Source organism: Streptomyces sp. NPDC059989 (assembly GCF_042736975.1).
Lineage (GTDB): Bacteria > Actinomycetota > Actinomycetes > Streptomycetales > Streptomycetaceae > Streptomyces.
In genome coordinates this window covers 1-25650 of record NZ_JBHWUO010000041.1, presented here as the reverse complement: position 1 = coordinate 25650, position 25650 = coordinate 1, and the positions used below count along the sequence as shown (strand labels likewise).

Below are 25650 nucleotides of genomic sequence, written 5' to 3'. Positions count from 1 at the left end.
GCTACTGCTTCGTGCCGCGGTGCAGCGCCACGATGCCGCCGCTCAGGTTGCGCCAAGCGACCTTGCCCCAGCCGGCCTTCTGCAGCAGCGCGGCCAGCGCGGGCTGGTCCGGCCACTCGCGGATGGACTCGGCGAGGTACACGTACGCGTCGGGGTTGGAGGAGACGGCGCGGGCCACGGGCGGCAGGGCCCGCATCAGGTACTCCGTGTACACGGTCCGGAAGGGGGCCCACGTCGGCTGCGAGAACTCGCAGATGACGACCTGGCCGCCGGGCTTGGTCACCCGGTACAGCTCGCGCAGGGCGGCGTCGGTGTCCTGGACGTTGCGCAGCCCGAAGGAGATCGTCACGGTGTCGAAGACGCCGTCCTTGAAGGGGAGCTTCGTCGCGTCGCCCGCGGTCAGCGGGAGCCAGGGGTTGCGCTTCTTGCCCTCGCGCAGCATGCCGAGCGAGAAGTCGCAGGGGACCACGTACGCGCCGGTGGCGGCGAAGGGCAGCGAGGAGGTCGCGGTGCCCGCGGCCAGGTCGAGGACGTGCTGTCCGGGACGCGCGCCGACCGCCTTGGCGACCTCCTTGCGCCAGAGCCGGGCCTGGCCGAGGGAGAGGACGTCGTTGGTGAGGTCGTAGTTCGCCGCGACCCCGTCGAACATGGAGGCGACTTCGTGCGGCTGCTTGTCCAGGGAAGCGCGGGTCACTGGCGTTCGCCCCTCGGTGTGCGATGCGGATGGATGCGGATCTGCGGGTACGGACCCATCCTCTCAGGCCCCGCCGCGTCCCCGGGGTACCGGCCCGAGGTACTGATGGCCCGGGGGCGTGCGCGAAGGGCCTGCCCGAAGGACTGGCCCGAAGGACAGTTGCATTCCGGCCCCTCCGCCACGTTGACTGGGGCGGGTGCGGCCCGGTGACGGTCACCCGCCGGATCATGGGCCTGACCAGCCGGATCTGTGGCGGCCGCCATGAACAGAGGGCTCACGATGCCGGCAGGCCATTCCAGCGGCCGCTCCCGCACCAGTCCGCGCGCCCAGCGCCGGGCGGAGCGGCGCAAGCGGCTGCGGCGCACGATCATCCTCGGCTCGGCGGCACTCGCCGCCGTCTCGGCGACCGCCTACGCGGTCGTGCCGGGGGACGAGACCGCCGGCTCCGCGGACGACCGGGCGGCGGTCCAGCCGGACCGGCCGCAGGACGGAACGCCCTCCGGGGGCTCGGACGCCGCCCCGCAGGGCGGCAAGCAGGCAGCTGCTCCGGGCCCTGCCTCCCCCGCACCCTCCAAGCCGGCCGCCGGCTCGCCCACGCCCTCCCCCGGCGGCTCCGGCGCGCCCTCGGCACCCGTCCCGGTCTCCGGGCCCGGCACCTTCAAGTCCTCCGCCACCTCCGGCAGTCCCCAGGGCAAGGGGACCGTGCGCCGCTGGCGGATCGAGGTCGAGGAGGGCAGCGGGGTGGACCCGGACTCCGCCGCCCGCTCCGTCGAGTCGATCCTCGCGGACCCGCGCGGCTGGACCAGGGACCCGGCGTACGCCTTCCAGCTCGCGGGACCGGGCCAGCCGGTGGACTTCACCGTGAAGATCGCGACGCCCACGACCACCGACCGGCTGTGCGAGGTGGTGACCCCCGAGCTGATCGGCGAGACCAACTGCCGTGCCGGGCACACCGTCGTGGTCAACCTCAAGCGGTGGCAGGAGGGATCCCCGCAGTTCAGCGGGCCGGTGGAGGAGTACCGGGCGCTGATCGTCAACCACGAGGTCGGGCACGAGATAGGCCGCGACCACGAGACCTGCCCCGGCCCGGGCAAGCCCGCGCCCGCGATGATGCAGCAGATCAAGGGGCTGCTCGGCTGCAAGGCGAATGCCTGGCCGTACGACGCGAACGGAACTTATCTGTCCGGCCCACGCGTCCCATAACCGGGAGAGCCGGCCCACCGGATGGGCCGGCCCGGGGGCCTGGGAGTGGAAACCGTGCGCGTCGTCAGCTTCAGCGTTCCCGCGTGGTTCCCCTCGTACGACGCGCAGGACTCGGACTCGCACGACGCGCAGGCGCCCCGGCAGGCCCAGCTCACCGAGCAGGAGTCCGCGGTGTTCCTGTGCCTGGCCACCGGCGCCTCGAACGCGGAGCTCGCCGCCGAGCTGCAACTGTCCGTCAGCACGGTCAAGTTCCACGTGGTGAACATACGCGCGAAGCTGGGCGGGATCAGCCGCCTCCAGGCCTGCCTTCTCGCCGCCCTCGCCCGTGTGGACGGCCAGGCCCGCGAGGAGGACTCCCTCAGCGGCGGCGGTGCAGCAGCCGGCCCCCGATGACGGTGGCCACGCAGCTGGTCGCGCCCTGCGCCGGCAGCGCCCCCGGATCCTCCACGGCGAAGACCGCGAAGCGGGCCGGGGCGCCCGGTTCCAGGACCCCGTAGAAGGCCTCCTCGGCCGCGTCCCGCCCCGCGAAGGGGTCCAGGGAGGGGGTCGGCGTCGGGGCCGCCGGCGGCAGGACGGTGAGCCCCGAGCGGACCACCGCCGTGCGCACCGCCGGGATCGTGAAGCGGCCGGTGACCGCCACCACCCCGCGGGCCAGGAGCTTCTGGGTGCCCCGCCGGGCGCTGTTGCCCCACCGCGCCTCGGTCATCTTCAGCGCTTCCAGCTCCGCTTCCCCGCTGATCGGGTCGCCGCCGAGCTCGGCGACCTCGTACGGGTCGTCGGGGTAGTACGTCCGCTCCAGCAGCACGTCCCCGCCGCGCACCAGCAGCCCCGGGGTGAGGACCCCGGGCCAGCGGCGGGTCCGCGCGTGCGGATAGTCCGCGGCGATGTCCGCGAACGGCCCCACGCGGGCGATCCGGTCGCCCTCGACGAGGACCGCTCCCCCGGCCAGGGGCGCGGACCCGGACTCGGACCCCGCCCCGGGGACGAGGAGTTCGGCGGTGTGCAGCGTCAGCATCGGTCAGTTCGTGGAGATGAGCTTCAGCTCGGGGTGCGCGGTGCCGCCCTCGATGGCGGTGGAGGAGATGTGCGAGACCACGCGGTCGTCGACCGGGTCGTTCGCCGGGTCGTCGTGCACCAGCAGGTGCTCGTACGTCGTCGCCCGCTGCGCCGGGGTGCGGCCCGCCTTGCGGATCAGGTCGATGATCTCCTGGCGGTTGGAGCGGTGCTTGGCACCGGCCGAGGAGACGACGTTCTCCTCCAGCATGATCGAGCCGAGGTCGTCCGCGCCGTAGTGCAGCGAGAGCTGGCCCGCCTCCTTGCCGACGGTGAGCCAGGAGCCCTGGATGTGCGCGATGTTGTCGAGGAAGAGGCGCGCGATCGCGATCATGCGCAGGTACTCGAAGATCGTCGCCTGCGTGCGGCCCTTCAGGTGGTTGTTCTCGGGCTGGTAGGTGTACGGGATGAAGGCGCGGAAGCCGCCCGTACGGTCCTGCGTGTCCCGGATCATCGCGATGTGCTCGATGCGCTCGGCGTTGGTCTCGCCGGTGCCCATCAGCATGGTGGAGGTGGACTCCACGCCCAGCTTGTGGGCGATCTCCATGATCTCCAGCCAGCGCTCGCCGGACTCCTTGAGCGGGGCGATCGCCTTGCGCGGGCGCTCCGGCAGCAGTTCGGCGCCGGCGCCGGCGAAGGAGTCGAGGCCGGCGGCGTGGATGCGCTGGATCGCTTCCTCGGCCGACACCTTCGAGATCCGGGCCATGTGCTCGACCTCGGACGCGCCGAGGGAGTGGATGACCAGCTGCGGGAAGGCCTTCTTGATGGCGGAGAAGTGGTGCTCGTAGTACTCGACGCCGTAGTCCGGGTGGTGCCCGCCCTGGAACATGATCTGCGTACCGCCGAGCTCCACGGTCTCCGCGCAGCGGCGCAGGATGTCGTCGAGGTCGCGGGACCAGCCCTTCTTCGTGTCCTTGGGGGCCGCGTAGAAGGCGCAGAACTTGCACGCCGTGACGCACACGTTCGTGTAGTTGATGTTCCGCTCGATGATGTACGTCGCGATGTGCTCGGTACCGGCGTAGCGGCGCCGGCGCACCGCGTCGGCGGCCTGGCCGAGCGCGTGCAGCGGCGCGTGGCGGTAGAGGTCGAGTGCCTCTTCCTTGGTGATCCGGCCCCCCGCGGCGGCGCGGTCGAGGACAGACTGGAGAACGGCCTGGTCGGTCACCGGTGAGTCACCTTTCGGCGGTGTGTCTGTGTCAAGGTCCGGACCGATCCAGCCTACGCCAGGGCCTGCGGCGAGCCGTCACGGGCTTCGGGTGAGGTCTCCCTCGGGGTTTCCGGCCGGGTTGTCGCCCGACTTGTAGTGCAGGGTGCCGTTGGGGTTGAGGGTGAACCGCTCGTCGGCGGAGCCGTTGGAGCAGATGCCGGGAGCCGGGTTGGGGCCGCCCGAGGTGTCCAGGACGAGGGAGCGGTCGGTGGCGGAGGCGAGCTTCCAGTCGCCGCTGCAGTCGGTGCCGAGGACGGCCAGGACCGACTTGTCCCGGGCGACGACCTCGCCGGCCTTGCCGCCCTTGATGGTGATCTCGAACTCCGAGGAGACGCCGAGGCGGCCGGTGGTGACGGTGCCCTTCCAGGTGCCGATGAGCTCCTTGGGCACGTCGGTACGGGTCCCGCTCGCGCTCGGCGCGGCCGAGGAGGGAGCGCCGGAGGACGGGGTGGCCGAGGGCGGGGTGGCTCCCGGCGCGGGCGCCGAGGCGGAGGTCCGCGGGCCCTCGGCCGTGTCCCGGTGCTTCTCGCCCTGGCCGGGCAGCAGCCCCATCCCGTAGAGCCCGCCGGACAGCACCGCGAGGACGGCCGCCGCGGCGAGCACGAGCGTGCAGCTGAACCGCCGCCCGGCCGCGCGGACGGTGACCTGCCGCCCGTCGGGGGCGGTGCGGGGCCCGGGCACGCCCCCGCCGGCGGTCTCGGTGGGCGATCCGTACGGGCCGTACGGGCCGCCGGTACGGCCGGCCGCGGGGGCCGACCCGTAGGCGGGATCCGGCGAGCCGAACCCCGGGCCGTACGGCGCGGCCGGACCGCCGTCCGGGGCCCCGGCCGGGAGCCCGTACACCCCGGCGCCCGAGCCGATGGAGCCGTACGGTCCCGCCGGGCCCTGGCCCCCGTAGGAGGGGTCGGGCGAGCCGAAGCCGGCCCCCGCGGGGCCCCCGTACGAGGGGGAGGTGAAGGGGACCGGGCCCGACGCCTGCTCCGGAGCGGGGTCGCCCGTGGAGGAGTCGGCGTCGAGGTCGAGCAGGGCCACCGCGGCCCGGCTGGCCTCCTCGACCAGGGGTGCGGGCAGCCAGCCGGGCGCGCCCAGGGCGCCGCCGAGGGCCGCGGCGATGGCCTCCGGTGTCGGGCGGTCGGCGGCGGTCTTGGCCAGGCAGGCCCCGATCAGCTCGCGCAGCTCCCCGGCCGGGACCGCGCCCAGCTCGGGCGGCTCGTGGACCACCTTGTAGAGGAGGGTCGCCGAGTTGTCCCCGGTGAAGGGCGGCCGCCCCGTCGCGGCGAAGGCCAGGACGGCCCCGAGCGAGAACACGTCGGCCGCGCCGGTGATCCCCTTGCCGAGGATCTGCTCGGGAGACATGTAGCCCGGCGAGCCGACGGAGACCCCGGTGGAGGTGAGCGAGGCGGTGCCGTCCGTGGCCCGCGCGATCCCGAAGTCGATCAGCCGGGGCCCGTCGAGGGTCAGCATCACGTTCGACGGCTTCACGTCCCGGTGTACGAGGCCCAGCCCGTGCACGGCCACCAGGGCGCGGGCCAGACCCGCGCCGATGGCCCGTACCGAGGCCTCGGGCAGCGGCCCGTGCGCGGCGAGCGCCCGGTCCAGGGAGGGGCCCGCCACGTACCCGGTGGCCACCCACGGAACCGGAGCCTCGGGGTCCGCGTCGAGTACGGGCGCGGTCCACTCGCCGCCCACCCGCCGGGCGGCCTCGACCTCCCGGCGGAACCGGGCCCGGAACTCCTCGTCGGAGGCGAAGTGCGGGTGCACGATCTTGACGGCGACGGTCCGGCCGCCCGCGCTGCGCCCGAGGTAGACCCGGCCCATCCCACCCGCGCCGAGCCGGCCGAGCAGCCGGTACGGGCCGATGGTCCGCGGTTCGCCGGCTTCGAGCGACTGCATCGCGTCCCCCCATGGCCCGGGCTCCCGGGCCCCTCGTGTCACCTGGCCAAGCAGCAGATTAGGGGCTGCGCGGGCGGGCCGGGCCGGAAGCCGGGGAGATCGGCCGGAGCCGCCCGGCGCCGCACGGCCGCTCGCGGCCCGCCGGAGGGCGCCGCATTCCCCTTTCGCATTCCCCGCGGGTGACGGGAATGCGAAAGGGAGGGGAATTCACGGGGGACGGCATATCCGTCATTCCCGGACCTTCCGGAGCCCCGCGGGCTGCCACCGGGCAATTCCGATCAGTGCTCCAGTGCGGCCACACCGAGGAGCTCGACGTCCACATCCACGGGATACCCGGTGGTGACTCCCGTACGGCGTGCGAATTCCCTTACGCCGGCCAGTTGTTCGTCGCCGAAGCGGAAGTCGAGCGTCGTGAAGTACCGCTCCAGCAGTTCCGCGTCGAAGGCCTCCCAGCGGGCCGCCTGCTCGGCGACCTTGGACACCTCTTCGAGGGAGACGTCCCGGGAGGCGAGGAAGGCCTCGTGGACCTCGCGGACCACCTGGGGCTCGCGGGCGAGGTAGTCCTTGCGGGCGGCCCAGACGGCGAAGACGAACGGCAGCCCGGTCCACTCCTTCCACATCTGCCCCAGGTCGTGCACGGCCAGGCCGAGCCGGGGGGCGTCGTGGAGGGAGGCGCGCAGCGCGGCGTCGCCGATCAGCACGGCCGCGTCCGCCTCCTGCATCATCAGGCCCAGGTCGGGCGGGCAGGTGTAGTAGTCGGGCTGGACGCCGTACCGCTCGGAAAGCAGCAGCTGGGCGAGGCGTACGGACGTACGGGAGGTCGAGCCGAGGGCGACTCGGGCGCCGTCGAGCTGCTCCAGCGGCAGCTGCGAGACGATCACGCAGGACATCACGGGGCCGTCGCAGCCGACGGCGAGGTCGGGGAAGGCGACGAGCTGGTCGGCGTTGCGGAGGAACTCGACGAGGGTGATGGGGGCGATGTCGAGGTCGCCCCGGACGAGGCTCTCGCTCAGCTTCTCGGGGCTGTCCTTGGTCAGCTCCAGGTCCAGCAGCGTGCCGGTACGGGCGAGCCCCCAGTAGAGGGGCAGGCAGTTCAGGAACTGGATGTGGCCGACGCGGGGCCGGCTGCGATAGACGTCCACATCGCGAGACTAGCCCCCGGGTCGCCGTCAGCCTTGCGGCGGGTCTCAAACGTCCGAGTGACGTGATCTTTCCCTCTGGTCTCGGCCGCAGGGTGCGTGCTAGGCTCGACGCAAGTTGCAGTTTGGTTTCCCTTGCAGTACGAGGCCTGCGGAGAATGTGACCCGCAGGCTTTTGTAGTTTTCAGACTTCTTAGCAGGTTCTGGAGCAGGGCGACCCTTTGGCCCATAGGAGGGCTCATGGCTACCGGAACCGTGAAGTGGTTCAACGCTGAAAAGGGCTTCGGCTTCATCGCCCAGGACGGCGGCGGCCCGGATGTCTTCGTCCACTACTCCGCGATCAACGCCTCTGGCTTCCGCTCCCTCGAGGAGAACCAGACGGTGAACTTCGACGTCACGCAGGGTCCGAAGGGCCCGCAGGCGGAGAACGTCACCCCGGCCTAATCGCCTGGGCCAACCTTAATCGCGGTTGGAATAGCAGTACCCAAGGAGCCCTGTCACCTCTGCGCGAGCGGAGCGGCAGGGCTCCTGCCTTTTCCCTCCCGGGTGGGGTGGCGGGTACACGCAGCCGCCCCCGGCACCGTTTGCACGGTGCCGGGGGCGGCTGCGTTGTACGGGCGGGCCCGGGCGGGCCCCCGCCGGGGGCCGCCCCGGCACCCTGGCCCGTCCCGGGCCTCGGCCGGGGCCGGGCCTTGGCCGGGGGCCGCTGGGGTTCTACGGCTTGGCCGGGTCCGGGGTCGGGGTCGGGGTCGGGGTGGTGATCTTGATGTCCAGGATCAGGGTCACCTTTTGCGGGGTGGTCAGGCGCAGGGAGTAGGTCCCGGCCGGGAGGTCCGCGTCGGTGAAGAGGTCCGGCAGGAGGATCTTGCCGTCGGCGCCCGTCTTGGGCAGCGCCAGGGTGAAGATCTTCTTGCCCTTCTCGTTCTTGAAGTACGGGCCCTTCGCGGTCGCCGGGTCCACCGGGACCCACTTCCCGTCCTTGTCCTGCACGACCAGCTCGGCCACGGCCTCCGTGCCCTCGACGGCCTTGCCCGCGGCCGTGGCGAGGACCTCGACGCCCGTGATGCCCTTGCCGGCGACCGCCTCCAGCGGCTTCGCGCCGTCCGGGCGGGCCAGCTTGTCCGCGACCGGCTTGGCGGTGACCTTGCCGGGGAGGTTCAGCGTGAAGCGGCCCGTCTTGTCGTACGCCGAGACCCGCAGGGTGAAGGTGCCGCCCTGGGGGCCCGCCTTGAGCCCGGGTGCGGCGGCGATGCCGTCGGCGCCCACCTTGATCGCCACGGACTTCTCGACGGACTCCGCCCCGGGCTTCCCGAAGCCGGTCCCGCCGGTGCTGTCCTCCTCGACCGCGAAGACGACCTCCTGGCCGACGGCGGGCTTGCCGTCGCTCAGGACCGCCTTGACCTTCGGGGTCTCGGCGAAGTCCGCCCCGACCTCGGCCGTGAGCCCGGCGCCGCCGAGCAGCTTCAGATCGGCCAGGTGCGCGGCCGGAGTCGGGGTCGGCGTCGGCGTCGGGGTGGGCGTGGGCTTCGGGGTGGGGGTCGGCGTGGGAGTGGGCGTCGGCGTCGGCGTCGGCCGCGGGGTCTGCGGCTGGGGCTGCGGGGTCGGCAGGCCGCTGCCGGGCGGCTGGGTCGGGTAGTTGCCCGCGGGCGGGTTCGGCACCTCGGTGACCCCGCCGGCCTGGTACTGCCGCATGTAGCCGAGCACCGTGTTCACGTACTCGCGGGAGTTGTTGTAGCTGAGGATCGCCGAGTCGAGCTTGGCCGCGACCGACAGGTCCCGGTCGCCCGCGCACAGGTAGAGGCCCGCGCCGAGTGCCGCGTCGTAGATGTTGTTCGGGTCCCGCTTGCCGTCGCCGTTGCCGTCGGCGCCCCAGGTCTTCCAGGTGGACGGGATGAACTGGAGCGGGCCCACGGCCCGGTCGTAGGCGGTGTCCGCGTCCCACGCGCCGCCGTCGGTGTCGCGGATCTCGGCGAAGCCGTTGCCGTCGAGGCGGGGGCCGCGGATCGGCTTCTCGGTGTAGCCGTCGGCCTTGAGCCCGTAGCCCGAGGCGTGCACGGACTCGACCCTGCCGATGCCCGCGAGCAGCTGCCAGGGCAGCTTGCAGCCGGGGAGCGCGGCCGCCACCGACAGCTCGGCGCGCTTGTAGGCGTCGAGGGCGGTCCCGGGTATTCCGCTGGCCCCTTCCGGGGCGGTGGCCCCGGCGGCCGGCGGATCGGCGACTATGTCGGGCAGATCCAGCCGGGCATCACCGCGGTCGGTGGCCTGCGGGCTGTCCGGGGTCGGTTCGGACTCCCCCGCGTCGGCGGTCGACGGATTGGTCACGACCGCGGCGGTGGTCAGGCTGGCCGCGAGGGCGGCCGTGCACAGGACCTTGCGCGAGGTGTTGACGAGGTGACGGTGAAGCGGCTTCACAGTGCGGCGATCCCCCCAGGAGCCGTCCAAAGGACTACGGCCGGTCGGGCCGTGAATATCCACTGTCTATCAGGTATTCGGATGCGACTTGCCGTCCCCCCTGGAGATGTGACGCACCATTCGTCTCGGCTTCACCCGGGTCTCATGGCAGAACGGACAGGGGACGTAAGTCCCTGTCCGCATTGCCCCTATGGCCCCTGATATTCCCGTCTCCCCTCCCTAAGCTCGGATTTATGGCGACGAGCACCACCAAGAAACAGCGCCGCGAGGGCCGCGAACGCCTGCGGGCCGAACGGGAGGCGCAGGCGCGCCGCGCGAGGCTGCGCGGCCGGCTGCTCATCGGCGGCGCCCTGGCCGCGGTGCTCGGCATCGCCGTCGGCGTCGGCGCGTACGCGATGAGTGCGACGGGTACGGGCGACGGCGAGGCGGCGGGAAAGCCATTCGTCCAGCCGGCCAACACCACCGGCGAGGACGGGATCGTGGTCCCGTACGGCAAGGCCGACGCGAAGCACACGCTGACGGTCTGGCTCGACCCGCGCTGCCCGTACTGCGCGGGAGCCGAACAGGGCCTGGGCCCGACCATCAAGGAGCAGGCCGACGCGGGCGCCTACCGGGTCGAGTACCGCTTCGCGACCTTCCTCGACGGCGCGCTCGGCGGCGGCAAGGGCTCCAAGCGCGCGCTGAACGCGCTGGGCGCGGCGGTGAACGAGAGCCCCGAGAAGTTCATGGAGTACCTCCAGGTCCTCTTCCGGAACCACCCGGAGAAGGAGACGGACGACAAGTTCGCCTCCACCACCACCCTGCTGGACCTGGCGGACCAGGTCCCGGGCCTGAACACGCCCGCGTTCAACAAGGCGGTCAAGGAGCTCACCTACATGCCGTGGGCGGAGAAGGTCGGGCAGGCGTTCTACGACGAGAACGTCAAGGGCACCCCGGCGGTCTTCATCGACGGCACGAAGATCACGGTCAACTCGGGCGAGGGCATTGCGTCCATCACCCCGGACGCCTTCAAGGAGCTGATCGCGCAGCACCGGAAGCCGTAGCCGACCGTCGGCCGCCCGGCTCTACGTGAGGGTGCCGGTCAGGACCGTCACGGCGGTGCCGGTGAGGTGGACGCGGTCGCCCCGCACCGCGGTGCGCACCAGGCCGGTGCGCGCGGACGCCTGGAGGCCGGTGAGGCGGTCGCGGCCGAGCCGCCGCGACCAGTAGGGGGCGAGCACGGTGTGGGCGCTGCCCGTCACCGGGTCCTCGGGGATGCCCCGGGCCGGTGCGAAGAAGCGGGAGACGAAGTCGTACTCCGGGCCGGTCCGGGCCGCCGGGGCCGTGACGATGATGCCGCGCAGCCCCTCGCGGAGCGTCAGGGCGGCCACCGCGTCCAGGCGGGGAGCCATGGCGCGGACGGTGGCCTCGTCGGGCAGGACGACCAGCAGATCACCGAGCGGGCCGGCGGCGAGGGCGGCTTCGGGCTCGGCGGTCAGCGCCAGCGCCTCGGACAGCCCGTCCGGAACGGCGACTTCGGTACCGGGCGCGGCCGGGAAGTCCAGGGTGATGCCGCCCTCCGCGTCCGCGTGCGTGACGAGGACTCCGTACCGCCTGCTCGCGAACCGCACGGTGCCGACGCGCTTCCGCTCGGTGCGCAGTACGTGCGCGGTGGCCAGGGTGGCGTGGCCGCACAGCTTGGACTCCACGAGCGGGGTGAACCACCGGATGGCCCAGTCGGCGCCGGAACCGGCGGGCAGGGGGAGGGCGAAGGCGGTCTCCGAGTGGTTCAGCTCGGCCGCGATCTGCCGCATCCAGGCGTCCTGCGGCCACTCGCCGGCGGGCAGGAGGCACACGCCCGCCGGATTCCCGGCGAACGGACGGTCGGTGAAGGCGTCGACTACGTGGATGCGCATCCCGGGACGCTAAGGGCGCGGGCCGGGCCCCCGCCAAGGCCAATCCGGGAGGAGTGGTCGGCGCCCCCGCCGGCCGGTGCGTGGGGCCGGCGGGGGCGGGCGACCGCGGGCGGGCTACCAGTAGATGACCACGTAGCCGTCGCCGCCGGGCTTGCCGGGCGCGCCGGGGGCGCCGGGGGCGGACGGGTAGCGGGAGCCGGGGCCGCCCGCTCCGCCGTTGCCGCCGGCCGCGGTGCCGGCCACGAGGCCGACGATGCCGTCGGGGTTGGCCCCGCCGCTGCCGTCCGGGTTGCCGTTGCCTCCGGAGCGGTTGACTCCGCCCGTGGAGCAGGAGCCGTTGCCGCCCACGCCGGGCGTGCCGGGCGCGCCGTTCACGGCGTTCCCCCCGCCGCCGCCCCCGCCGCCGGTACCGCCGGTGGCGGTGAGCAGCACGCGGTTGGTCGAGGACTTGGTCAGGGTCGTGGTGGTCCCGGCGGTGCCGGCCGTGCCGTCGACGCCCGGCGCTCCGCCGGATCCCCCGGCGCCGCCGAGGCCGTTGCCCCCGCGTTCGCCGATGTCCACGCCGTAGGTGGCGAGCGGGGTGACCTTGATGAGGCACCAGGTGAAGCCGCCGCCGCCCCCGCCGCCGCCGGTACCGCCGCTACCGGCACGCTGGGCTACGCCGTTGCCGCCGGCGGCCTGGTTGCCTGTGCCGTTCGCGTTCGTGTTCCCGTTCCCGTTCGGGTTCCCGTTCCCGTTCGGGTTCCCGTTCCCGTTCGGGTTGCCGTTGGTCCGCGGAAGGCTGCCGCCTCCGCCACCGCCACCGCCGCCCCCGCCGGCGCCCCACGCCTGGACGAACACCTGGGTGACGCCCGCCGGCGGGACGAAGGTGTTGTCGGCGTTGAACTGGAGCAGACCGTGCGGAACCTGAACGGGGGCCGGGGTCGGGGCCGGGGACGCGTGGGTGTCCTTCCCCGTGCCGGAGGGCCGCCCGGTATCGGCGGGCCGCCCCGTGCCGGACGGCCGCCCGGTGTCCGAGGGCCGCTGCTTCACGGCGGTGCCCGACGACTGGGGCCCGTCCGCGGAGGCGGCCGGGGCGACCGCCATCAACTGGCCGGTCAGGGCCGCCGCGGCGGCCACAGAGGCGAACAGGACCCGGGACCGCACCCGGGACCGTCCGGCCGTCACCTTCTGATGGTTCAGGTTCATGACTTCCTTCCCCGCCGACGCCGAGGGCTGCCGCGGAGTGCGATGGGACGGTGCGTGGGCCTCCACGCGACGCCCATCCGACCTGGCCGCGCCCCCGTAACGGCGCTGGCAGGGCCGATGCCGTGACCTGGTCAGGTGATTAGTTCATCTGACCGGACCAACCGTCAGGGGTCGCGGGCGATCGATCGCGCGTCGGAGCGTTCGTACATTCAGCCGCCACAGTGAGCGTTCGTCACATAACCGTATGTAGCTTCGGAATGCCCCATTCCAGCCGCGGCGGCCCACGCCCGGCATCCCAGAAGAGAGGTGCCCGATGAGGCACATTCCGCGAAGCGACCACGGGGAGTCTCCGCCGGGCCGGACCAGGCGCACGGGCTGGCGACGACTCGCCGTCCTGGCCCTGGCCCCGCTGCTCGCCCTGTCGGCCACCGCGGCCACCGCCCAGGGCGTGTGGGTGACGGCCCCGAACATGCCGACCGCGCGCACGCAGGTGGCGAGTGCCTCCGCGAAGTGCCCGGAGGGGCTGCACGGCAAGTGCGTGTACGTCATCGGCGGCGAGAGCGGGATCGAGGGCGTCGACGTCGGCAACAAGTTCGAGGCGTACAGCCCGGCCTCCGGCACCTGGGCCACGCTGCCGCCCCTCAAGACCCCCCGCACTTCCATCGCGGCCACGACGGGCCCCTGCCCCAGCGGAGTGAAGGGCGACTGCGTCTACGCGATCGGAGGCTACACGCCCGGCGGTTCGCCGCCCTTGACCACCGTGGAGGCGTACAGCACGGAGACCAACGCCTGGCTGACCCTGACGCCCCTGGACGTCAGGCGCGGGCAGGCAGCGGCGGCCACGGCCCCCTGCCCCAGCGAACTGGGGCGCCACGGGAACTGCGTGTACGTCTTCGGAGGCGCCGACGGCACCCCCCTCACCTCGGTGGAGGCGTACAACCCGGCGACCAACACCTGGGCCACAGTGGACCCCCTGCAGGTCGCGCGCAACGGCCACGGCGGAGCCGCCGCCCCCTGCCCCAAGGGCCTGAACCTCCACGGCATCTGCGCGTACGCCATCAGCGGACTCGGCAACGGCCTGCTGCCTTCGGTCGAGGTGTACAGCCCCGCCTCCAACACGTGGCACTACGCGGCGGAGATCCCGACCCCCCGCGCGAGCTTCGGCACGGCGGCAGCCCCCTGCCCCGAGGGCATCACCAACGGCTGCATCTACACCGTGGGCGGCACCACCACCGCGGTCGACCCTCCTATCGTGAACACCGTCGAGGCCTACACCCCGGCCACGAACGCCTGGGTGACCCTGCCGAAGCTCCCCACGGCGCGCTTCGGCCTGGGCTCGGCCGCTGCGCACTGCCCCAAGAACAAGCACAGCGAATGCGTGTACGCCGTCGGCGGCAGCAACGGCGCGGCCACGTCGATCGCCGAGGCCTTCGCGATCGAGGGCAAGCACGACGAGCACAAGCCGAAGCCGAAGCCGAAGCCGGATGCGAAGCCCGAGCACAAGCCGGAGCACAAGCCGGAGCACAAGCCGGAGCACAAGCCGAAGCCCGAGGGCAAGCCCAGCACTCCGCCGCACTCCCAGCCCGGACACCAGCCGGGCAACCAGCCCACGCCTCCGAACGACTCCCCCAACGACCTCCCCGACCCCGGCGCGGACCTTCCGCTCGACCCGCCGGCCGATGGTCCGCAGGAGCCGGAATGGTCTGAGGGCCCGCAGGAGCCGCAGACCGACCTCGCCTCGTGAGGCGCGCGTGATACCCACTCGGGTCGGCGCCGCACGGTGGCGCCGGCCCGGATCGGCCGACCGGGTAAGACTCGGGCACTTCGACCGTCACACTCCGCAACAATCAAATCATCTTATGTAACTTCGCGGTGCTCCCATTTCCCGCCGCGGCAGCTCCCGCCGAGGCATGCCCGGAGAGAGGTGCCCGATGAGGCGCGTCCCGCGAAGCGACCAAGCTGTTTCCCCGCCTGCCCGGCCCAGACGCTCGCTCTGGCGCCGGCTCGCCGTCATGGCCCTGGCCCCGATGCTGGCCCTGGCGGCCACCGCGGCCACCGCCCAAGGGGTGTGGGTGACGGCCCCGAACATGCCGACGGCACGCGACTATCTGGCGGGTGCGTCCGCGAAGTGCCCTGAGGGGCTGCACGGCACCTGCGTGTACGCCATCGGCGGCGAAGTCCTCGTCGACCCCGCCACCGGCAGCACCGCCAGCAGCAAGAAGTTGGAGGCGTACAGCCCTGCCTCCGGCACCTGGGCCACCCTGCCGAACATGAAAGCCGCTCGCCTGGCCTCCGCGGTGACGACGGCACCCTGCCCCGGCGGAGTGAAGGGCGACTGCGTCTATGTTCTCGGAGGTCTTCATGGCGACTCGGAGGCCGTCATCGACGGGACGGCAGAGGCGTACAGCACGGAGACCAACACCTGGCTGACCCTGAAGCCCATGCCGACCGCCCGCACGCAGGCGGCGGCGGCCACGGCGCCCTGCCCCGACGGACTGGGGCTTCGCGGGGCCTGCGTGTACGTCTTCGGAGGCGGCCCCGGCGACAACACCGTCCTCACCTCGGTGGAGGTCTACAGCCCTGCTACCAACACTTGGGCCACACTGTCGAGCCTGAAGGTCGCCCGCTACGCCCACGGCGGCGCGGCCGCGCCCTGCCCCGGAGACCTGGGCCTTCACGGCACCTGTGTGTACGCCATCGGCGGATCCGGCGCCACGGGCATCCTCGCCTCGGTGGAGGTGTACAGCCCCGTCCTCGGCGAATGGCAGTACGCGGCCGACATGCCGGCCGGCCGCACCCTCGCCGGCACGGCAGCCGCACCCTGCCCCGAGGGCATCAGCAACGGCTGCATCTACACCGTGGGCGGAACCTCCAGCACTGCCGCTCCCGTGGTACCCGCGAACACGGTCGAGGCCTACACCCCGGTCACCAACGCCTGGGTGACACTCCCCACGATGCCCACAGCGCGCCAAGCCCTGGCCGCTGCCGCAGCGCCCTGCCCCAAGAACAAGAAGAGCAACTGCGTGTACGCCTACGGCGGCAACAACGGCACAACCATCACGGCGATCACCGAGGCCTTCGCGATCGAAGGCGGCCACTCCGAACACAAGCCGAAGCCCAAGCCGAAGCCGAAGCCCGAGGAGAAGCCCAAGCCCGAGGAGAAGCCGAAGCCGGAGCCCAAGCCGGAGCCGAAGCCCAGCAACCCGCCCCACGCCCACCCCAGCACTCAGCCCGGACACCACCCCGGCAACCAGCCGGGCAACCACCAGCCGGCACCTCCCAACGACTCCCCCAACGACCTCCCGCTCGACCCGCCGGCCGACGCTCCGCAGGAGCCCGAGTGGCCGCAGGGACCGATGGAGCAGCAGGAGCCGCAGACCGAACCCGCCCCGTGATGTCCGCCCGGGCCGGCGCCACGCGGCGCCGGCCCGGCCCGGATCGGATCGGCCGACACCCAGCCCGGAGAAAGGTGCCCGATGAGGCGCGAGCAGCGAAGCGACCAGGCGGATCCCCCGCCCGCCCGACCCGGACGCCCCCTCTGGCGCCGGCTCGCCGTCCTGGCCCTGGCCCCCCTGCTGGCCCTGTCGGCCGCCTCGGCCACCGCCCAGGGGGTGTGGGTGGCGGCCCAGGAGATGCCGACGGAGCGGCTGAACCTCGCGGCCGTCTCGGCGAAGTGCCCGGAGGCCTCGCGCGGCACCTGCGTGTACGCCATCGGCGGCCAGGTCGGTACCCAGGTCCCCACGGCCACCGACACGTTCGAGTCGTACAGCCCCGTGACCGGCGCCTGGACCACCCTGCGCCGCATGCAGACCCGCCGCTACGCCTTCGCGGCGGCCACGGCGCCCTGCCCCGGTGGGGTGAAGGGCGACTGCGTCTACGTCATCGGAGGCACCGGCCCCGGAGGCAGGGCCCTGAACGATGCGCAGGCGTACAGCACGGAGACCGGCCACTGGCTGACGCTGCCGCCCCTACCGACCACCCGATCGTCCACCGCGGCAGCCACGGCACCCTGCCCCGAGGGACTGGGCGTGCACGGGACCTGCGTGTACGTCTTCGGCGGCCTCCGCAACGGTCTTCACACCACGGTGGAGGCCTACAGTCCGGCCACCAACACCTGGGCCACGCTGCCGCCCCTGCAGGCCGCCCGCTTCGGCCACGGCGGCGCGGCCGCCCCCTGCCCGGGCACGCTGGCCCTCCACGGCACCTGCGTGTACGCCATCAGCGGCAGCGGCGACGACGACGGCGGCATCCTCGATTCGGTCGAGGTCTACAGCCCCGTCCTCAACGCATGGCAGTACGCGGCCCCCATCCCCACCCCTCGCACCCACTTCGGTGCGGCGGCGGCCCCCTGCCCCGAGGGCATCAGCGACGGCTGCGTCCACTCCGTGGGGGGGAGCACCACGTCCAGGGACACGCACGAGGCCTACACCCCGGTCACCAACGCCTGGGTGACGCTGCCCCCGCTGCCCAGGGGACGCCATTTCCTGGGCTCGGCCGCGGCGCCGTGCCCCAGGGACACGAAGAACGACTGCGTGTACGCCGTCGGCGGTGCCGTCACCAGCGCGCCCACGGACGACAACCAGGCCTTCTCGATCGAGCGCGGCCACGCGGAACACAAGCCCAAGCCGAAACCCGAGGCCAAGCCCGTCCCGAAACCCGAGGCCAAGCCAGGCAACCCGCCCGGCGCCCCGCAGGAGCAGTTGCCGCAGGGACCCCAGGAGCCCCAGACCGCCCCCGAGCAGCCCCCCGCCCGGCCCTGAGCATCCAGGCCCGGCACTCCCGGCCCCGGCTCAGGCCCCGCGCCCCCACTCCCGCTGGAGGCGGGCCAGCGTGCCCGTCTCCAGTACCTCGGCCACCTCCGCCATCCGGACCCCCAGCGCCTCGAGGGCGTCCAGCGCGCCCCGCCCCTCCGCATGGGCGTTCAGCAGCGTGTCCCCCCGCAACTCCACCTGCCTCGCCGCCGTTTCGAAGACCTCGGGCGAGGCCGCCTGCGCGGTGTTCCAGCCGACGAGCGCGCCCACGTGCCGCGGCCCCGTCGCCGTCCACAGCAGTCCGGGCGGCATGGCGCCCGCCGCGCGCAGGACCCGCCACCAGTCGCTGCCGAGCCGCTGCTCGCGCGCCCGGTAGATCTGCCGGGCCACCGCCAGGGCCGCCGTACCGCGCGCCGCGGCCGTCGCGGCCGCCGCGCCGGCCGGCCCCCGTACGGGCAGGGCCGCCAGGCGCGCGTTCACCTCCGCGTCGAGCAGGCCCACCGGAACCGAGGCCGTGGCAACGATGTCCGCGAGCGGCAGTCCGGCCATGAACGCCCGTTCCAGGCCCCGGAGGACGACGTCCAGCAGCTCCTCGTACCGCTCGACCGAGAAGACCAGGTCCGCGTCCACGCCGATGCCGAGGGCCAGGCACTCCTCCAGCGCGACGAGGCCGGCCCGGGTCACGGGGATGCGCATCAGGACGTTGGCCCGGCCCACCTCGCTCCGCCGCGAACGGGCGGCCGCGATCAGGGCCTTCGCGTCGTGGGCGTGCCGGGGGTCCACCGGCACCGACACCCGCCCGTGGACCCCTTCGCTCGCGTGGAAGACGTCCCGCAGGGCGTCGCAGGACCGGCGGACGGCGGCGGACGAGGCGACGGGGGCCACGACGCCCTGCAGGAACGCCGTCTCCACGCCCGCGGGATCGCCCTGCGCCCCGGCCAGGAGCTCCACCCCGCTCACGTCGGCCAGCCACGGCGACACGCCCTCGGCCGCCAACTGTTCCAGCAGCCCCACGGCCCGTCGGCTCAACATGTCCCGAGCGTAGGTCGCCCCCGCCACCGCCCACAGGACCGATCTGCGTCAATGTCAGGTCGGCGCCCCTGCGACCGGATTCAGCCCGGATCCGGGACCGAGTCACCCTCCGTACAGGGCCTCGATCTCCCGCGCGTACCGCTCCGCAACCGCCCTGCGGCGAAGCTTGAGCGTCGGGGTCAGGGTGCCCGCGTCGATCGTGAAGTCCTCCGCGAGGATGTGGAAGGCGCGGATGCGGGCCGGGCGGGAGACCGCGGCGTTGGCCTCCGCCACCGCCGACTCGATCAGGGCGCGGACCGCCGGGTGGGCGGCCGGGACCGGCCCCGGGTCGATGCCCTCGCGGCCCGCCCAGGCGGTGATCTCCTCCGCGTCCAGGGTGATCAGGGCCACCGGGTGCGGGCGGCGGTCGCCGATGAGGACCGCCCGGGAGACGTAGCGGCTGCGCTGGACGGCGAACTCGACTTCCGTCGGCGTGATGTTCTTGCCCGCCGAGGTGATGATCAGCTCCTTCTTGCGGCCGGTGATGCGGAGGTAGCCGTCGCCGTCCAGCTCGCCGAGGTCGCCGGTGTGGAGCCAGCCGTCGGCGTCGAGGACGTCCGCCGTGGCCGCCGCGTTGGCGTGGTAGCCGGGGAACACCATCGGGCCGCGGGCCAGCACCTCGCCGTCCTCCGCGATGCGCACCTCGCAGCCGTCGATGGGCCGGCCGACCGTCCCGTGGCGCACCGCCGCCGGGTGGTTGAGGGAGATGACCCCGCCGGACTCGGTCATCCCGTAGCCCTCGAAGACCGAGATACCGCAGGCCCGCAGGAGGTCCAAGGTGGCCGGGGCGATCGGGGCGCCGCCGGTCAGCGCCCACTTCAGCCGTCCCCCGAACGCTCCCCGGACCAGGGAGTAGAGGGCCTTGTCCGCGGCTTCGTACTCCGGCCGGAGGGATTCCGGCAGCCGGCCGTCCGCCGCCAGCACGCCCAGCCGTACGGCCTCCTCGAACCGCTCGCGGCCGCCCTCCCCCGCCGCCTCCGCCAGCGTGAGCACCACCGAGTGCAGCTTCTCGAACAGCCGCGGCACGGACGGCAGATGGGTGGGCCGTACGGTACCCAGCTCCGCGAGCACGTCCTCGATGCGGCCCCCGTAGTAGCAGAGCTCCCCGCCCTCCAGCAGCGTGGTGAACTGGATCAGCTGGGCCAGCAGGTGCGCGAGCGGCAGGTAGAGGTACGTCGAGTCCCCCGGGCCGCCCTTGATCAGCGGGAGGGTCGCGTCCTGGATGGCGCCCAGGTTGCCGTGGGTGAGGCGGCAGCCCTTGGGCAGGCCCGTGGTTCCCGAGGTGTAGACGATCGAGGCGTCCTCGGCGGGGGTGACGGCCGCCGCCCGGGCGAGGAGTTCGGCCTCGGGGGCCGGGGGCAGGGTCGGCAGTACGTCCATCAGGACCACCGCCCGCAGCGCGGGCAGCTTCGCCCGCAGCGCCTCGACCCGGGCCGCCTGCGCCGCGTCGTCGCAGATCACGGCCACCGCCTCCGAGTCGGAGAGCACCCAGGCGACCTCCTCCTCCCCCGCCGTCGGGTATACGGGCACGAGGACGGCGCCGGCCGCCAGCACCCCGAAGTGGGTGTACGTCCACCGCGGCCGCGTCTCGGCCAGTACGGCCACCCGCTCCCCGGCGGCGACCCCCAGCCCGAGCAACGCCCGCCCGACGGCCCGTACCTCCGCGCCCAGTTCCGCGTAGGTCCGGGTCTGCCACCCGCCGTCGGGCGCCCGGAACCGGAGGGCCGTCTCCGGCCCGTACCGCTCCTCGGTCCACTGGGTGAACCGCGCCAGCGTGCTCGGCCGCGCGTCGACGTCCATCGCATGCCCTCCCGGGAGTTGGTGACCCTCGACGCTAGGCAGCCGGCGCGGCCCGGCGGCATGACCGGAAGCGTCAGGGGTGCTGGCCGCAGCGCTCACCCCGGCCGTGACGGGCCCGGCCGGGCCGCCTGTTGGCCGGTAACCCCGTGGCCCGGTGATCGTCCGCTGGGTAGCGTCCAAGCCATGACCGACCCCACGACCCCCACGCCCACCGCACCCCCCACGCCCACCCCGCCGCCCCGCGGCGCGGGCGAGGCCACCTGGGCGCTGCCCCTGCTGGCGCTCGCACCGTCGGCGGCCCTCGGCCTGTTCGCCGAGCGCGCCACCCCCTGGCTCGCCGTGTCCTGGGTGTGCTGCGCGCTGTCCGCCCTCCTGCTGGTCGCGGGCTGGACGACGGTGGTCCGGCACGGGATGCGCGGACCCGCGGCCTGGGGCACCTGCGTCCTCGCGCACGCGGTCCTGGTCACCCAGCTGATCTCGCTCCTCCGCGGCTGACGGCCCGCCGCAGCCGTATCGCACGGCGGCGCGGCGGGCTACCGTCTGACCCATGGGGAGGCGGACGGTCACCGTGCACCATGTGCGTGCCGTGCTCGCGGGGGCCCGCGGCAGCGGGATCGACACCGTGCCGCTGCTCCAGGAGGCGCAGATCCCGCCGCTGCTGCTCGGCGACGACCGGGCCCGGGTCACCCCGGCGCAGTTCGCCCGCCTCTTCCGCGCGCTGTACCGCACCACGCAGGACGAGTTCCTCGGCCTGGGCGCGGTCCCGAGCCGCCCCGGCACCTTCGCGATGATGTGCTACGCCTCGCTCGGCTGCCGGGACCTGGGCGCGGCCACGCAGCGGGCGGCCGCCTTCTACGGGCTGTTCCCGGGCGGCCCGGAGCTGGCGCTCGAAGTGTCGGGCGGCGAAGCCCGCTTCACGGTGCGCAACGACTTCGCGCGGGACGAGGAACGCTTCCTCACCGAGTGCGTGCTCGCGATCTGGCACCGCCTCAGCAGCTGGCTGGTCGGCCGGCGCATCCCCCTCTCCCACGCCGCCTTCGCCTATCCCCCGCCGCCGCACAAGGACGAGTACGCCCTCCTCTTCGACTGCCCGGTCCGCTTCGGGGAGGACCGTACGGGCGCGGCCTTCGACGCGCACTGGCTCACGGCTCCGCTCGTACGGGACGAGGCCGCGCTCGACGCGATGCTGCGCCGCGCCCCCTTCGACCTGCTCTCCCGGCCGGAGTACGGGACCACGGTCGCGGAACAGGTCCGCCGGACCCTGACCCAGCAGCTGCGCGGCTCGCCGCGGCTGCCGGCGCTCGGCGAGGTCGCCGCGCGGCTGGCGGTGTCCCCGGCGACGCTGCGGCGGCGGCTCCAGCAGGAGGGCACGTCCTTCCAGCAGCTGAAGGACCACGTCCGCCGGGATGCCGCCATCGCGGGCCTGGCGGAAAGCGGCGAGCCGATCGCGGAGCTCGCGGCCCGTCTGGGCTTCTCGGAGGACACCGCCTTCCACCGCGCCTTCCGCCGCTGGACGGGCACGACCCCGGGCGCCTACCGGATCGCCTCCGGCGGGTAGGGGGCGGGCAGCGGCGGGGCGGCGGAAGGCGCGGGCGCACAACCGCTCACTCCGAACGCGCCCGCACTCCGTTGACCACGGTCAGCAACCGATCCAATACTCAGCGTGGCGAACGTCCGCTCGGGCTTCGCCGAGGGATTCGCCGATGGAGAGGTGGACACATGGACTTCCTGACGGGGCGGAACGACGAGGCACAGCCGCAGCCCGGGCCGCGGCCCCGGCCGCGGGAGGAGCCCGGCCGCCGGGCCGTGCTGACCCGGGCGCTGGGGCTGGCGACGGTGGGCCTGGGCGCCGCCGTGACGGCGGGGGCGACCGCCACGGCCGCGCAGGCATCGGCCCGCGCGAACCAGGCGGACTGGCGCTTCTGCACCAAGTGCTACGGCCTGTTCTTCCGCGGCTACTCGGACGACGGCCGCTGCCCGGCGGGGGCCAGCCACGACTCGGCGGGCTACAACTTCAACATCCCGCACGACATCCCCGAGACGCCGACCGCCCAGCACAACTGGCGCTTCTGCACGAAGTGCTACGGCATGTTCTTCTGGGGCTACTCGGACAACGGCCGCTGTCCCGCCGGCGCCGCCCACGCGGCCGCCGGCTACGACTTCGTCCTGCCGCACGACATCCCGGAGACGGCCGGCTCCCAGCGCAACTGGCGCTTCTGCCCCAGGTGCTACGGCCTCTACTACTACGGCTACCTCACCAACGGCCGCTGCCCCGCGGGCAACGCCCACGGCATGGCGGGCTACGACTTCGTCCTGCCCCACCTGTAACCGCTGCTGCGGCGCGGTCAGGAAAGGTGAGCTGCACGGTCAGCGACATGCCTACCGGTCGGTCACTACCTTCGCCTCACCTACCCCACAAGGACGTTGGGAGAGCCGCCCATGCGCTTCCGCAGCACCGCCCTGGCCGCCATCACCGCTCTGACCCTCTCGGCCTGGATCCCGGCCGCCACCGCCCAGGCCGACGAGGGCTCCGCCACCCGCCCCGGCGACATCGTCGCCAGCGCCCCCTCCGCCTTCCACCCGCTCCCCGGCCAGCCCACCAACACCAAGGCCTGGAAGATCCACTACCGCTCCACCACCGCCGACGGCGCCCCGAACACCGTCTCCGGCACCGTCATCGTCCCGCAGGACGGCCGCACCGGCCCGCGCCCCCTCGTCACGTACGCCGTCGGCACCGTCGGCATGGGCGACTCCTGCGCCCCGAGCAACAACCTCCCGTACGGCACCGCCATGGAGGCCAACCTCATCCAGCAGCTGACCCTCCGCGGCTGGGCCGTGGTGGTCACCGACTACGAGGGCCTCGGCACCCCGGGCGTCCACACCTACACCGTGGGCCCCTCCGCCGGGCACGCCATGCTCGACGCCGCCCGCGCCGCCACCCGCCTGCCGGAGGCGGGGCTCCCGGCGGACACGCCCGTGGGCATCATGGGCTACTCCCAGGGCGGCCAGGCCGCCGGCTGGGCCGCCGAGCTGCAGGGCTCCTACGCCCCGGAGCTGAAGGTCAAGGGCACGGCGACCGGCGGCGTCCCCGCCGACCTCATGAAGGTCGCCGCGTTCAACAACGGCTCCTACGGCTCCGGCCTCATCTTCATGGCGGCCGCCGGCCAGGACGCCGCCTTCCCCGAGCTGAAGCTGGACTCCTACCTCAACCCGGCGGGCCGGATCCTGGTCTCCGGCATGAAGGAGAACTGCGTCGCGATCGACGCGATCGCCGGCTCCTTCAAGCGGATCTCCGACCTGACCACGCGCGACCCGCTCGCCCAGCCCGACTGGCAGGCCCGGCTGAACCAGAGCCGGCTCGGGCGGACCGCCCCGGCCGCGCCGGTGTACCAGTACCACGCGCTCGGCGACGAGTTGATCCCGTACGGGGTGGGCCGCCAGCTGCGCTCCGACTGGTGCGCGAAGGGCGCGAACCTCGAATTCGACACCATCTGGCTCGGTGAGCACGTCAGCGGCGTGATCACCCACTCCCTGGAGGCCGGGAACTGGCTGGCGGACCGCTTCGCCGGCCGCCCGACCCACCCCAACTGCTAGGCCGTAACTGCCAGGCCGTGCCGTGGCCCCGCCGGCGGTTCACTCCCCGGCGGGGCAGGACCGCGTCCCGGCCGGCAGCCGTCCGTCGATCAGGAAGCCGTCCACGTACTCGCGCACGCAGGGCGAGGAGCCGTAGCCGGTGTGCCCGTCGCCCTTGTAGTCCACGACGACCGCCGAGCCGAGCCGCTCCGCCGTCTCCTCGGTCCATTCGTACGGGGTCGCGGGGTCGCCCCGCGTCCCCACCAGCATCATCCGCGGGACGCCCGCCGGGTGGTCGATCTTCCGGATGAAGTCGGTGCCGGCGGGGCGCCCGTAACAGGCGAGCACCGTAGCCAGCTGGCGCGGCCCAAAAATCCTCGAGGCCTTGAGGAACTCGCCCTTCAGCCCTTCCAGTTCCTTCACTATGGCCGCCGGGGAGGCATTTTCGTGGGACCGGTCCGGGTCGTCCGCGCAGGTCACGGCGGCGAGGGCGGCTTCGCCGTTGTCGGTGGGCACGGTGCCGGGCCCGGCGTCGGCCTGGGTCTCATCGGGACGGCCGACCGGACCGCCGAGCTGGAGCAGCCCCACGGGATCGTGGTGCCGCTCGGCCAGCGCCAGCGCGTCCGCGAGCCCGGGCCACATGCTCTTCGCGTACAGCGCGCTGCCGATCGCCAGGACGGCGTCCTGCCCGGTCACGTACGAGCCGTCGTCGCCGATGAGCGGTCGCGCGTCGAGCCGCGTCACGAGCTCGTCTACCTTCTCCCGGGCGGTGCGGGTGTTGGTCCCGTACACGCAGCCGTTCTTCCGATGCGCGCACCAGGACAGGAAGTTGTCCAGCGCCCGCTGCTGTCCGCGCGCCGTGACGAGCGCCTGCTCCGCCAGCGGCTCGGTGAGGGTGTCCACGCCGTCGAGGACCATGCGGCCGGTCTTGTCGGGGAACTGGGCGGCGTACACGGCGCCGACCCGGGTGCCGTAGGAGAAGCCGAGGTAGTTGAGCTTGCGGTCGCCCAGCGCCTGGCGGATCACGTCCATGTCGCGCGCGACATGGACGGTCCCGACGTACGGAAGCACGGGCCCGGAGGCCAGCTCGCAGCGCCTGGCCACGGCGCGCAGGGCGGCGAGCTGCGCGGCGGCGCCGATGCCCGCCCCGTCGCCGGTCTCGGTCTCCTGGGAGCCGCCGCAGGAGACGGGCTCGCTGTGGCCGACGCCGCGGGGGTCGAAGGCGACGAGGTCGTAGCGCTCGCCGAGGTCGGCGAAGAGGGTGGGATCGGCGGCCAGGCTCGCGATGCCCGCGGCCCCGGGGCCGCCGTAGTTCAGCAGGAGCGAGCCGAGCCGCTTGCCGGGGCCGGTGGCCGGTATCCGGGCCAGGGCGACCGTGACTTTGCCCTTGGCGGGGGCGGCGTAGTCGAGCGGCACCTCGACGGTCCCGCACCGCATCCCGGCGGGCACGGGCCTTTCGGGGCAGGCCCCCCACCGGATCCCTGCGGGGCTCGGCGCGGCGGATTCGGGGGCGAGCCCTAGCCCGGCGAAGGCCAGCACGCAGACGCCGGCGACGACGGCACGAACCCGAATGCGGGAGCGGGAACGGAAGCGGGATCGACTACGGGGCACTGCCCCTCCTAGGGTGACCCCCCGAACCAGTGAGCCCACCCTATGCGCGCCGGCCCACCCCCGCCCGCCGACCGGCCCGGGGGCCGGCCAAGCCCTGCGGGGCTGTCCCCTACCCGCCCTTCCACCGTTCCCGGGGGGGGGGCGGCCCCCCCCCCCCCCG

At 73.5% G+C, this 25650-nt stretch carries 22 protein-coding genes; 11 read left to right on the top strand and 11 right to left on the bottom strand.

Features of this window, described 5'->3' with window-relative positions:
* Position 1: 1 nt before the first annotated feature.
* Positions 2-694 (bottom strand): demethylmenaquinone methyltransferase, encoded by a 693-nt coding sequence (locus tag ACFWBN_RS29275; RefSeq protein ID WP_385181201.1) that lies wholly within the window; start codon positions 692-694, stop codon positions 2-4.
* 261 nt (positions 695-955) lie between these two features.
* On the opposite strand from ACFWBN_RS29275, the gene ACFWBN_RS29270 reads away from it, so the two are divergent.
* Entirely contained in the window at positions 956-1897 is a 942-nt protein-coding gene (locus ACFWBN_RS29270; protein WP_385181198.1) for a DUF3152 domain-containing protein, read from the top strand.
* Positions 1898-1951: 54 nt separating this feature from the next.
* Positions 1952-2290: a response regulator transcription factor gene (locus ACFWBN_RS29265; protein ID WP_385181195.1), complete on the top strand. Its 339-nt coding sequence runs from the start codon at positions 1952-1954 to the stop codon at positions 2288-2290.
* Here ACFWBN_RS29265 and ACFWBN_RS29260 read toward each other — a convergent pair.
* The 4 genes from ACFWBN_RS29260 to ACFWBN_RS29245 form a co-directional block, all read right to left on the bottom strand.
* Positions 2256-2912 (bottom strand): hypothetical protein, encoded by a 657-nt coding sequence (locus ACFWBN_RS29260; protein ID WP_385181193.1) that lies wholly within the window; start codon positions 2910-2912, stop codon positions 2256-2258. The two genes, ACFWBN_RS29265 and ACFWBN_RS29260, sit on opposite strands and share 35 nt — an antisense overlap.
* Before the next feature lie 3 nt (positions 2913-2915).
* Positions 2916-4115, bottom strand: a complete 1200-nt coding sequence (mqnC, locus tag ACFWBN_RS29255; RefSeq protein ID WP_385181190.1) for a cyclic dehypoxanthinyl futalosine synthase — start codon at positions 4113-4115, stop codon at positions 2916-2918.
* Positions 4116-4193: 78 nt separating this feature from the next.
* The gene (locus ACFWBN_RS29250; RefSeq protein ID WP_385181187.1) at positions 4194-6050 is read right to left on the bottom strand and encodes a protein kinase; all 1857 of its coding nucleotides are present in this window, start codon (positions 6048-6050) and stop codon (positions 4194-4196) included.
* Between the two features lie 278 nt (positions 6051-6328).
* Positions 6329-7192, bottom strand: a complete 864-nt coding sequence (locus tag ACFWBN_RS29245; protein ID WP_385181184.1) for a menaquinone biosynthetic enzyme MqnA/MqnD family protein — start codon at positions 7190-7192, stop codon at positions 6329-6331.
* A gap of 237 nt (positions 7193-7429) precedes the next feature.
* Between ACFWBN_RS29245 and ACFWBN_RS29240 the strand changes: the two genes are divergently transcribed.
* The gene (locus tag ACFWBN_RS29240) at positions 7430-7633 is read left to right on the top strand and encodes a cold-shock protein (protein ID WP_030012116.1); all 204 of its coding nucleotides are present in this window, start codon (positions 7430-7432) and stop codon (positions 7631-7633) included.
* 270 nt (positions 7634-7903) lie between these two features.
* On the opposite strand, the gene ACFWBN_RS29235 is transcribed toward ACFWBN_RS29240, so the two are convergent.
* Complete coding sequence (locus ACFWBN_RS29235; protein WP_385181180.1) at positions 7904-9601, bottom strand: lytic transglycosylase domain-containing protein; 1698 nt, start codon at positions 9599-9601, stop codon at positions 7904-7906.
* Between the two features lie 233 nt (positions 9602-9834).
* Between ACFWBN_RS29235 and ACFWBN_RS29230 the strand changes: the two genes are divergently transcribed.
* Positions 9835-10644: a thioredoxin domain-containing protein gene (locus ACFWBN_RS29230; RefSeq protein WP_385181177.1), complete on the top strand. Its 810-nt coding sequence runs from the start codon at positions 9835-9837 to the stop codon at positions 10642-10644.
* A gap of 21 nt (positions 10645-10665) precedes the next feature.
* Here ACFWBN_RS29230 and ACFWBN_RS29225 read toward each other — a convergent pair whose 3' ends face one another.
* Positions 10666-11496, bottom strand: coding sequence for a PhzF family phenazine biosynthesis protein (locus tag ACFWBN_RS29225; protein ID WP_385181174.1), 831 nt, complete (start codon positions 11494-11496; stop codon positions 10666-10668).
* A gap of 114 nt (positions 11497-11610) precedes the next feature.
* The gene (locus ACFWBN_RS29220; protein ID WP_385181172.1) at positions 11611-12684 is read right to left on the bottom strand and encodes a hypothetical protein; all 1074 of its coding nucleotides are present in this window, start codon (positions 12682-12684) and stop codon (positions 11611-11613) included.
* Positions 12685-12997: 313 nt separating this feature from the next.
* Here ACFWBN_RS29220 and ACFWBN_RS29215 point away from each other — a divergent pair, with 313 nt between their 5' ends.
* From ACFWBN_RS29215 to ACFWBN_RS29205, 3 genes are all read left to right on the top strand, one after another.
* Complete coding sequence (locus ACFWBN_RS29215) at positions 12998-14428, top strand: kelch repeat-containing protein (RefSeq protein ID WP_385181169.1); 1431 nt, start codon at positions 12998-13000, stop codon at positions 14426-14428.
* Positions 14429-14696: 268 nt separating this feature from the next.
* Complete coding sequence (locus ACFWBN_RS29210; RefSeq protein WP_385181167.1) at positions 14697-16079, top strand: Kelch repeat-containing protein; 1383 nt, start codon at positions 14697-14699, stop codon at positions 16077-16079.
* An 81-nt stretch (positions 16080-16160) separates the two neighbouring features.
* Complete coding sequence (locus tag ACFWBN_RS29205; RefSeq protein WP_385181165.1) at positions 16161-17444, top strand: Kelch repeat-containing protein; 1284 nt, start codon at positions 16161-16163, stop codon at positions 17442-17444.
* A 30-nt stretch (positions 17445-17474) separates the two neighbouring features.
* Here ACFWBN_RS29205 and ACFWBN_RS29200 read toward each other — a convergent pair whose 3' ends face one another.
* Together ACFWBN_RS29200 and ACFWBN_RS29195 are read right to left on the bottom strand one after the other, a co-directional pair.
* A complete protein-coding gene (locus ACFWBN_RS29200; RefSeq protein WP_385181161.1) occupies positions 17475-18467 on the bottom strand; it encodes a transaldolase family protein in 993 nt (330 codons plus the stop codon).
* Positions 18468-18569: 102 nt separating this feature from the next.
* A complete protein-coding gene (locus ACFWBN_RS29195; protein ID WP_385181158.1) occupies positions 18570-20306 on the bottom strand; it encodes an AMP-dependent synthetase/ligase in 1737 nt (578 codons plus the stop codon).
* A 183-nt stretch (positions 20307-20489) separates the two neighbouring features.
* Here ACFWBN_RS29195 and ACFWBN_RS29190 point away from each other — a divergent pair, with 183 nt between their 5' ends.
* From ACFWBN_RS29190 to ACFWBN_RS29175, 4 genes are all read left to right on the top strand, one after another.
* Complete coding sequence (locus ACFWBN_RS29190) at positions 20490-20801, top strand: hypothetical protein (RefSeq protein ID WP_385181155.1); 312 nt, start codon at positions 20490-20492, stop codon at positions 20799-20801.
* Positions 20802-20853: 52 nt separating this feature from the next.
* The gene (locus tag ACFWBN_RS29185; protein WP_385181153.1) at positions 20854-21864 is read left to right on the top strand and encodes an AraC family transcriptional regulator; all 1011 of its coding nucleotides are present in this window, start codon (positions 20854-20856) and stop codon (positions 21862-21864) included.
* Between the two features lie 161 nt (positions 21865-22025).
* Positions 22026-22634 (top strand): hypothetical protein, encoded by a 609-nt coding sequence (locus ACFWBN_RS29180; RefSeq protein WP_385181149.1) that lies wholly within the window; start codon positions 22026-22028, stop codon positions 22632-22634.
* A gap of 111 nt (positions 22635-22745) precedes the next feature.
* The gene (locus ACFWBN_RS29175; protein WP_385181147.1) at positions 22746-23900 is read left to right on the top strand and encodes a lipase family protein; all 1155 of its coding nucleotides are present in this window, start codon (positions 22746-22748) and stop codon (positions 23898-23900) included.
* Between the two features lie 39 nt (positions 23901-23939).
* Here ACFWBN_RS29175 and ACFWBN_RS29170 read toward each other — a convergent pair whose 3' ends face one another.
* The gene (locus ACFWBN_RS29170) at positions 23940-25490 is read right to left on the bottom strand and encodes an alpha/beta hydrolase (RefSeq protein WP_385181143.1); all 1551 of its coding nucleotides are present in this window, start codon (positions 25488-25490) and stop codon (positions 23940-23942) included.
* Positions 25491-25650: the final 160 nt, after the last annotated feature.

Bases quoted from the DNA above. Each gene is read 5' to 3' on its own strand.
- ACFWBN_RS29180 (WP_385181149.1), top strand. From the start codon at position 22,026: ATGGACTTCCTGACGGGGCGGAACGACGAGGCACAGCCGCAGCCCGGG.
- ACFWBN_RS29270 (WP_385181198.1), top strand. From the start codon at position 956: ATGAACAGAGGGCTCACGATGCCGGCAGGCCATTCCAGCGGCCGCTCC.
- ACFWBN_RS29230 (WP_385181177.1), top strand. From the start codon at position 9,835: ATGGCGACGAGCACCACCAAGAAACAGCGCCGCGAGGGCCGCGAACGC.
- ACFWBN_RS29220 (WP_385181172.1), bottom strand. From the start codon at position 12,684: ATGAACCTGAACCATCAGAAGGTGACGGCCGGACGGTCCCGGGTGCGG.
- ACFWBN_RS29200 (WP_385181161.1), bottom strand. From the start codon at position 18,467: ATGTTGAGCCGACGGGCCGTGGGGCTGCTGGAACAGTTGGCGGCCGAG.
- ACFWBN_RS29240 (WP_030012116.1), top strand. From the start codon at position 7,430: ATGGCTACCGGAACCGTGAAGTGGTTCAACGCTGAAAAGGGCTTCGGC.
- ACFWBN_RS29185 (WP_385181153.1), top strand. From the start codon at position 20,854: ATGGGGAGGCGGACGGTCACCGTGCACCATGTGCGTGCCGTGCTCGCG.
- ACFWBN_RS29210 (WP_385181167.1), top strand. From the start codon at position 14,697: ATGGCCCTGGCCCCGATGCTGGCCCTGGCGGCCACCGCGGCCACCGCC.
- ACFWBN_RS29250 (WP_385181187.1), bottom strand. From the start codon at position 6,050: ATGCAGTCGCTCGAAGCCGGCGAACCGCGGACCATCGGCCCGTACCGG.
- ACFWBN_RS29215 (WP_385181169.1), top strand. From the start codon at position 12,998: ATGAGGCACATTCCGCGAAGCGACCACGGGGAGTCTCCGCCGGGCCGG.
- ACFWBN_RS29195 (WP_385181158.1), bottom strand. From the start codon at position 20,306: ATGGACGTCGACGCGCGGCCGAGCACGCTGGCGCGGTTCACCCAGTGG.
- ACFWBN_RS29190 (WP_385181155.1), top strand. From the start codon at position 20,490: ATGACCGACCCCACGACCCCCACGCCCACCGCACCCCCCACGCCCACC.
- ACFWBN_RS29260 (WP_385181193.1), bottom strand. From the start codon at position 2,912: ATGCTGACGCTGCACACCGCCGAACTCCTCGTCCCCGGGGCGGGGTCC.
- ACFWBN_RS29175 (WP_385181147.1), top strand. From the start codon at position 22,746: ATGCGCTTCCGCAGCACCGCCCTGGCCGCCATCACCGCTCTGACCCTC.
- ACFWBN_RS29205 (WP_385181165.1), top strand. From the start codon at position 16,161: ATGAGGCGCGAGCAGCGAAGCGACCAGGCGGATCCCCCGCCCGCCCGA.
- ACFWBN_RS29225 (WP_385181174.1), bottom strand. From the start codon at position 11,496: ATGCGCATCCACGTAGTCGACGCCTTCACCGACCGTCCGTTCGCCGGG.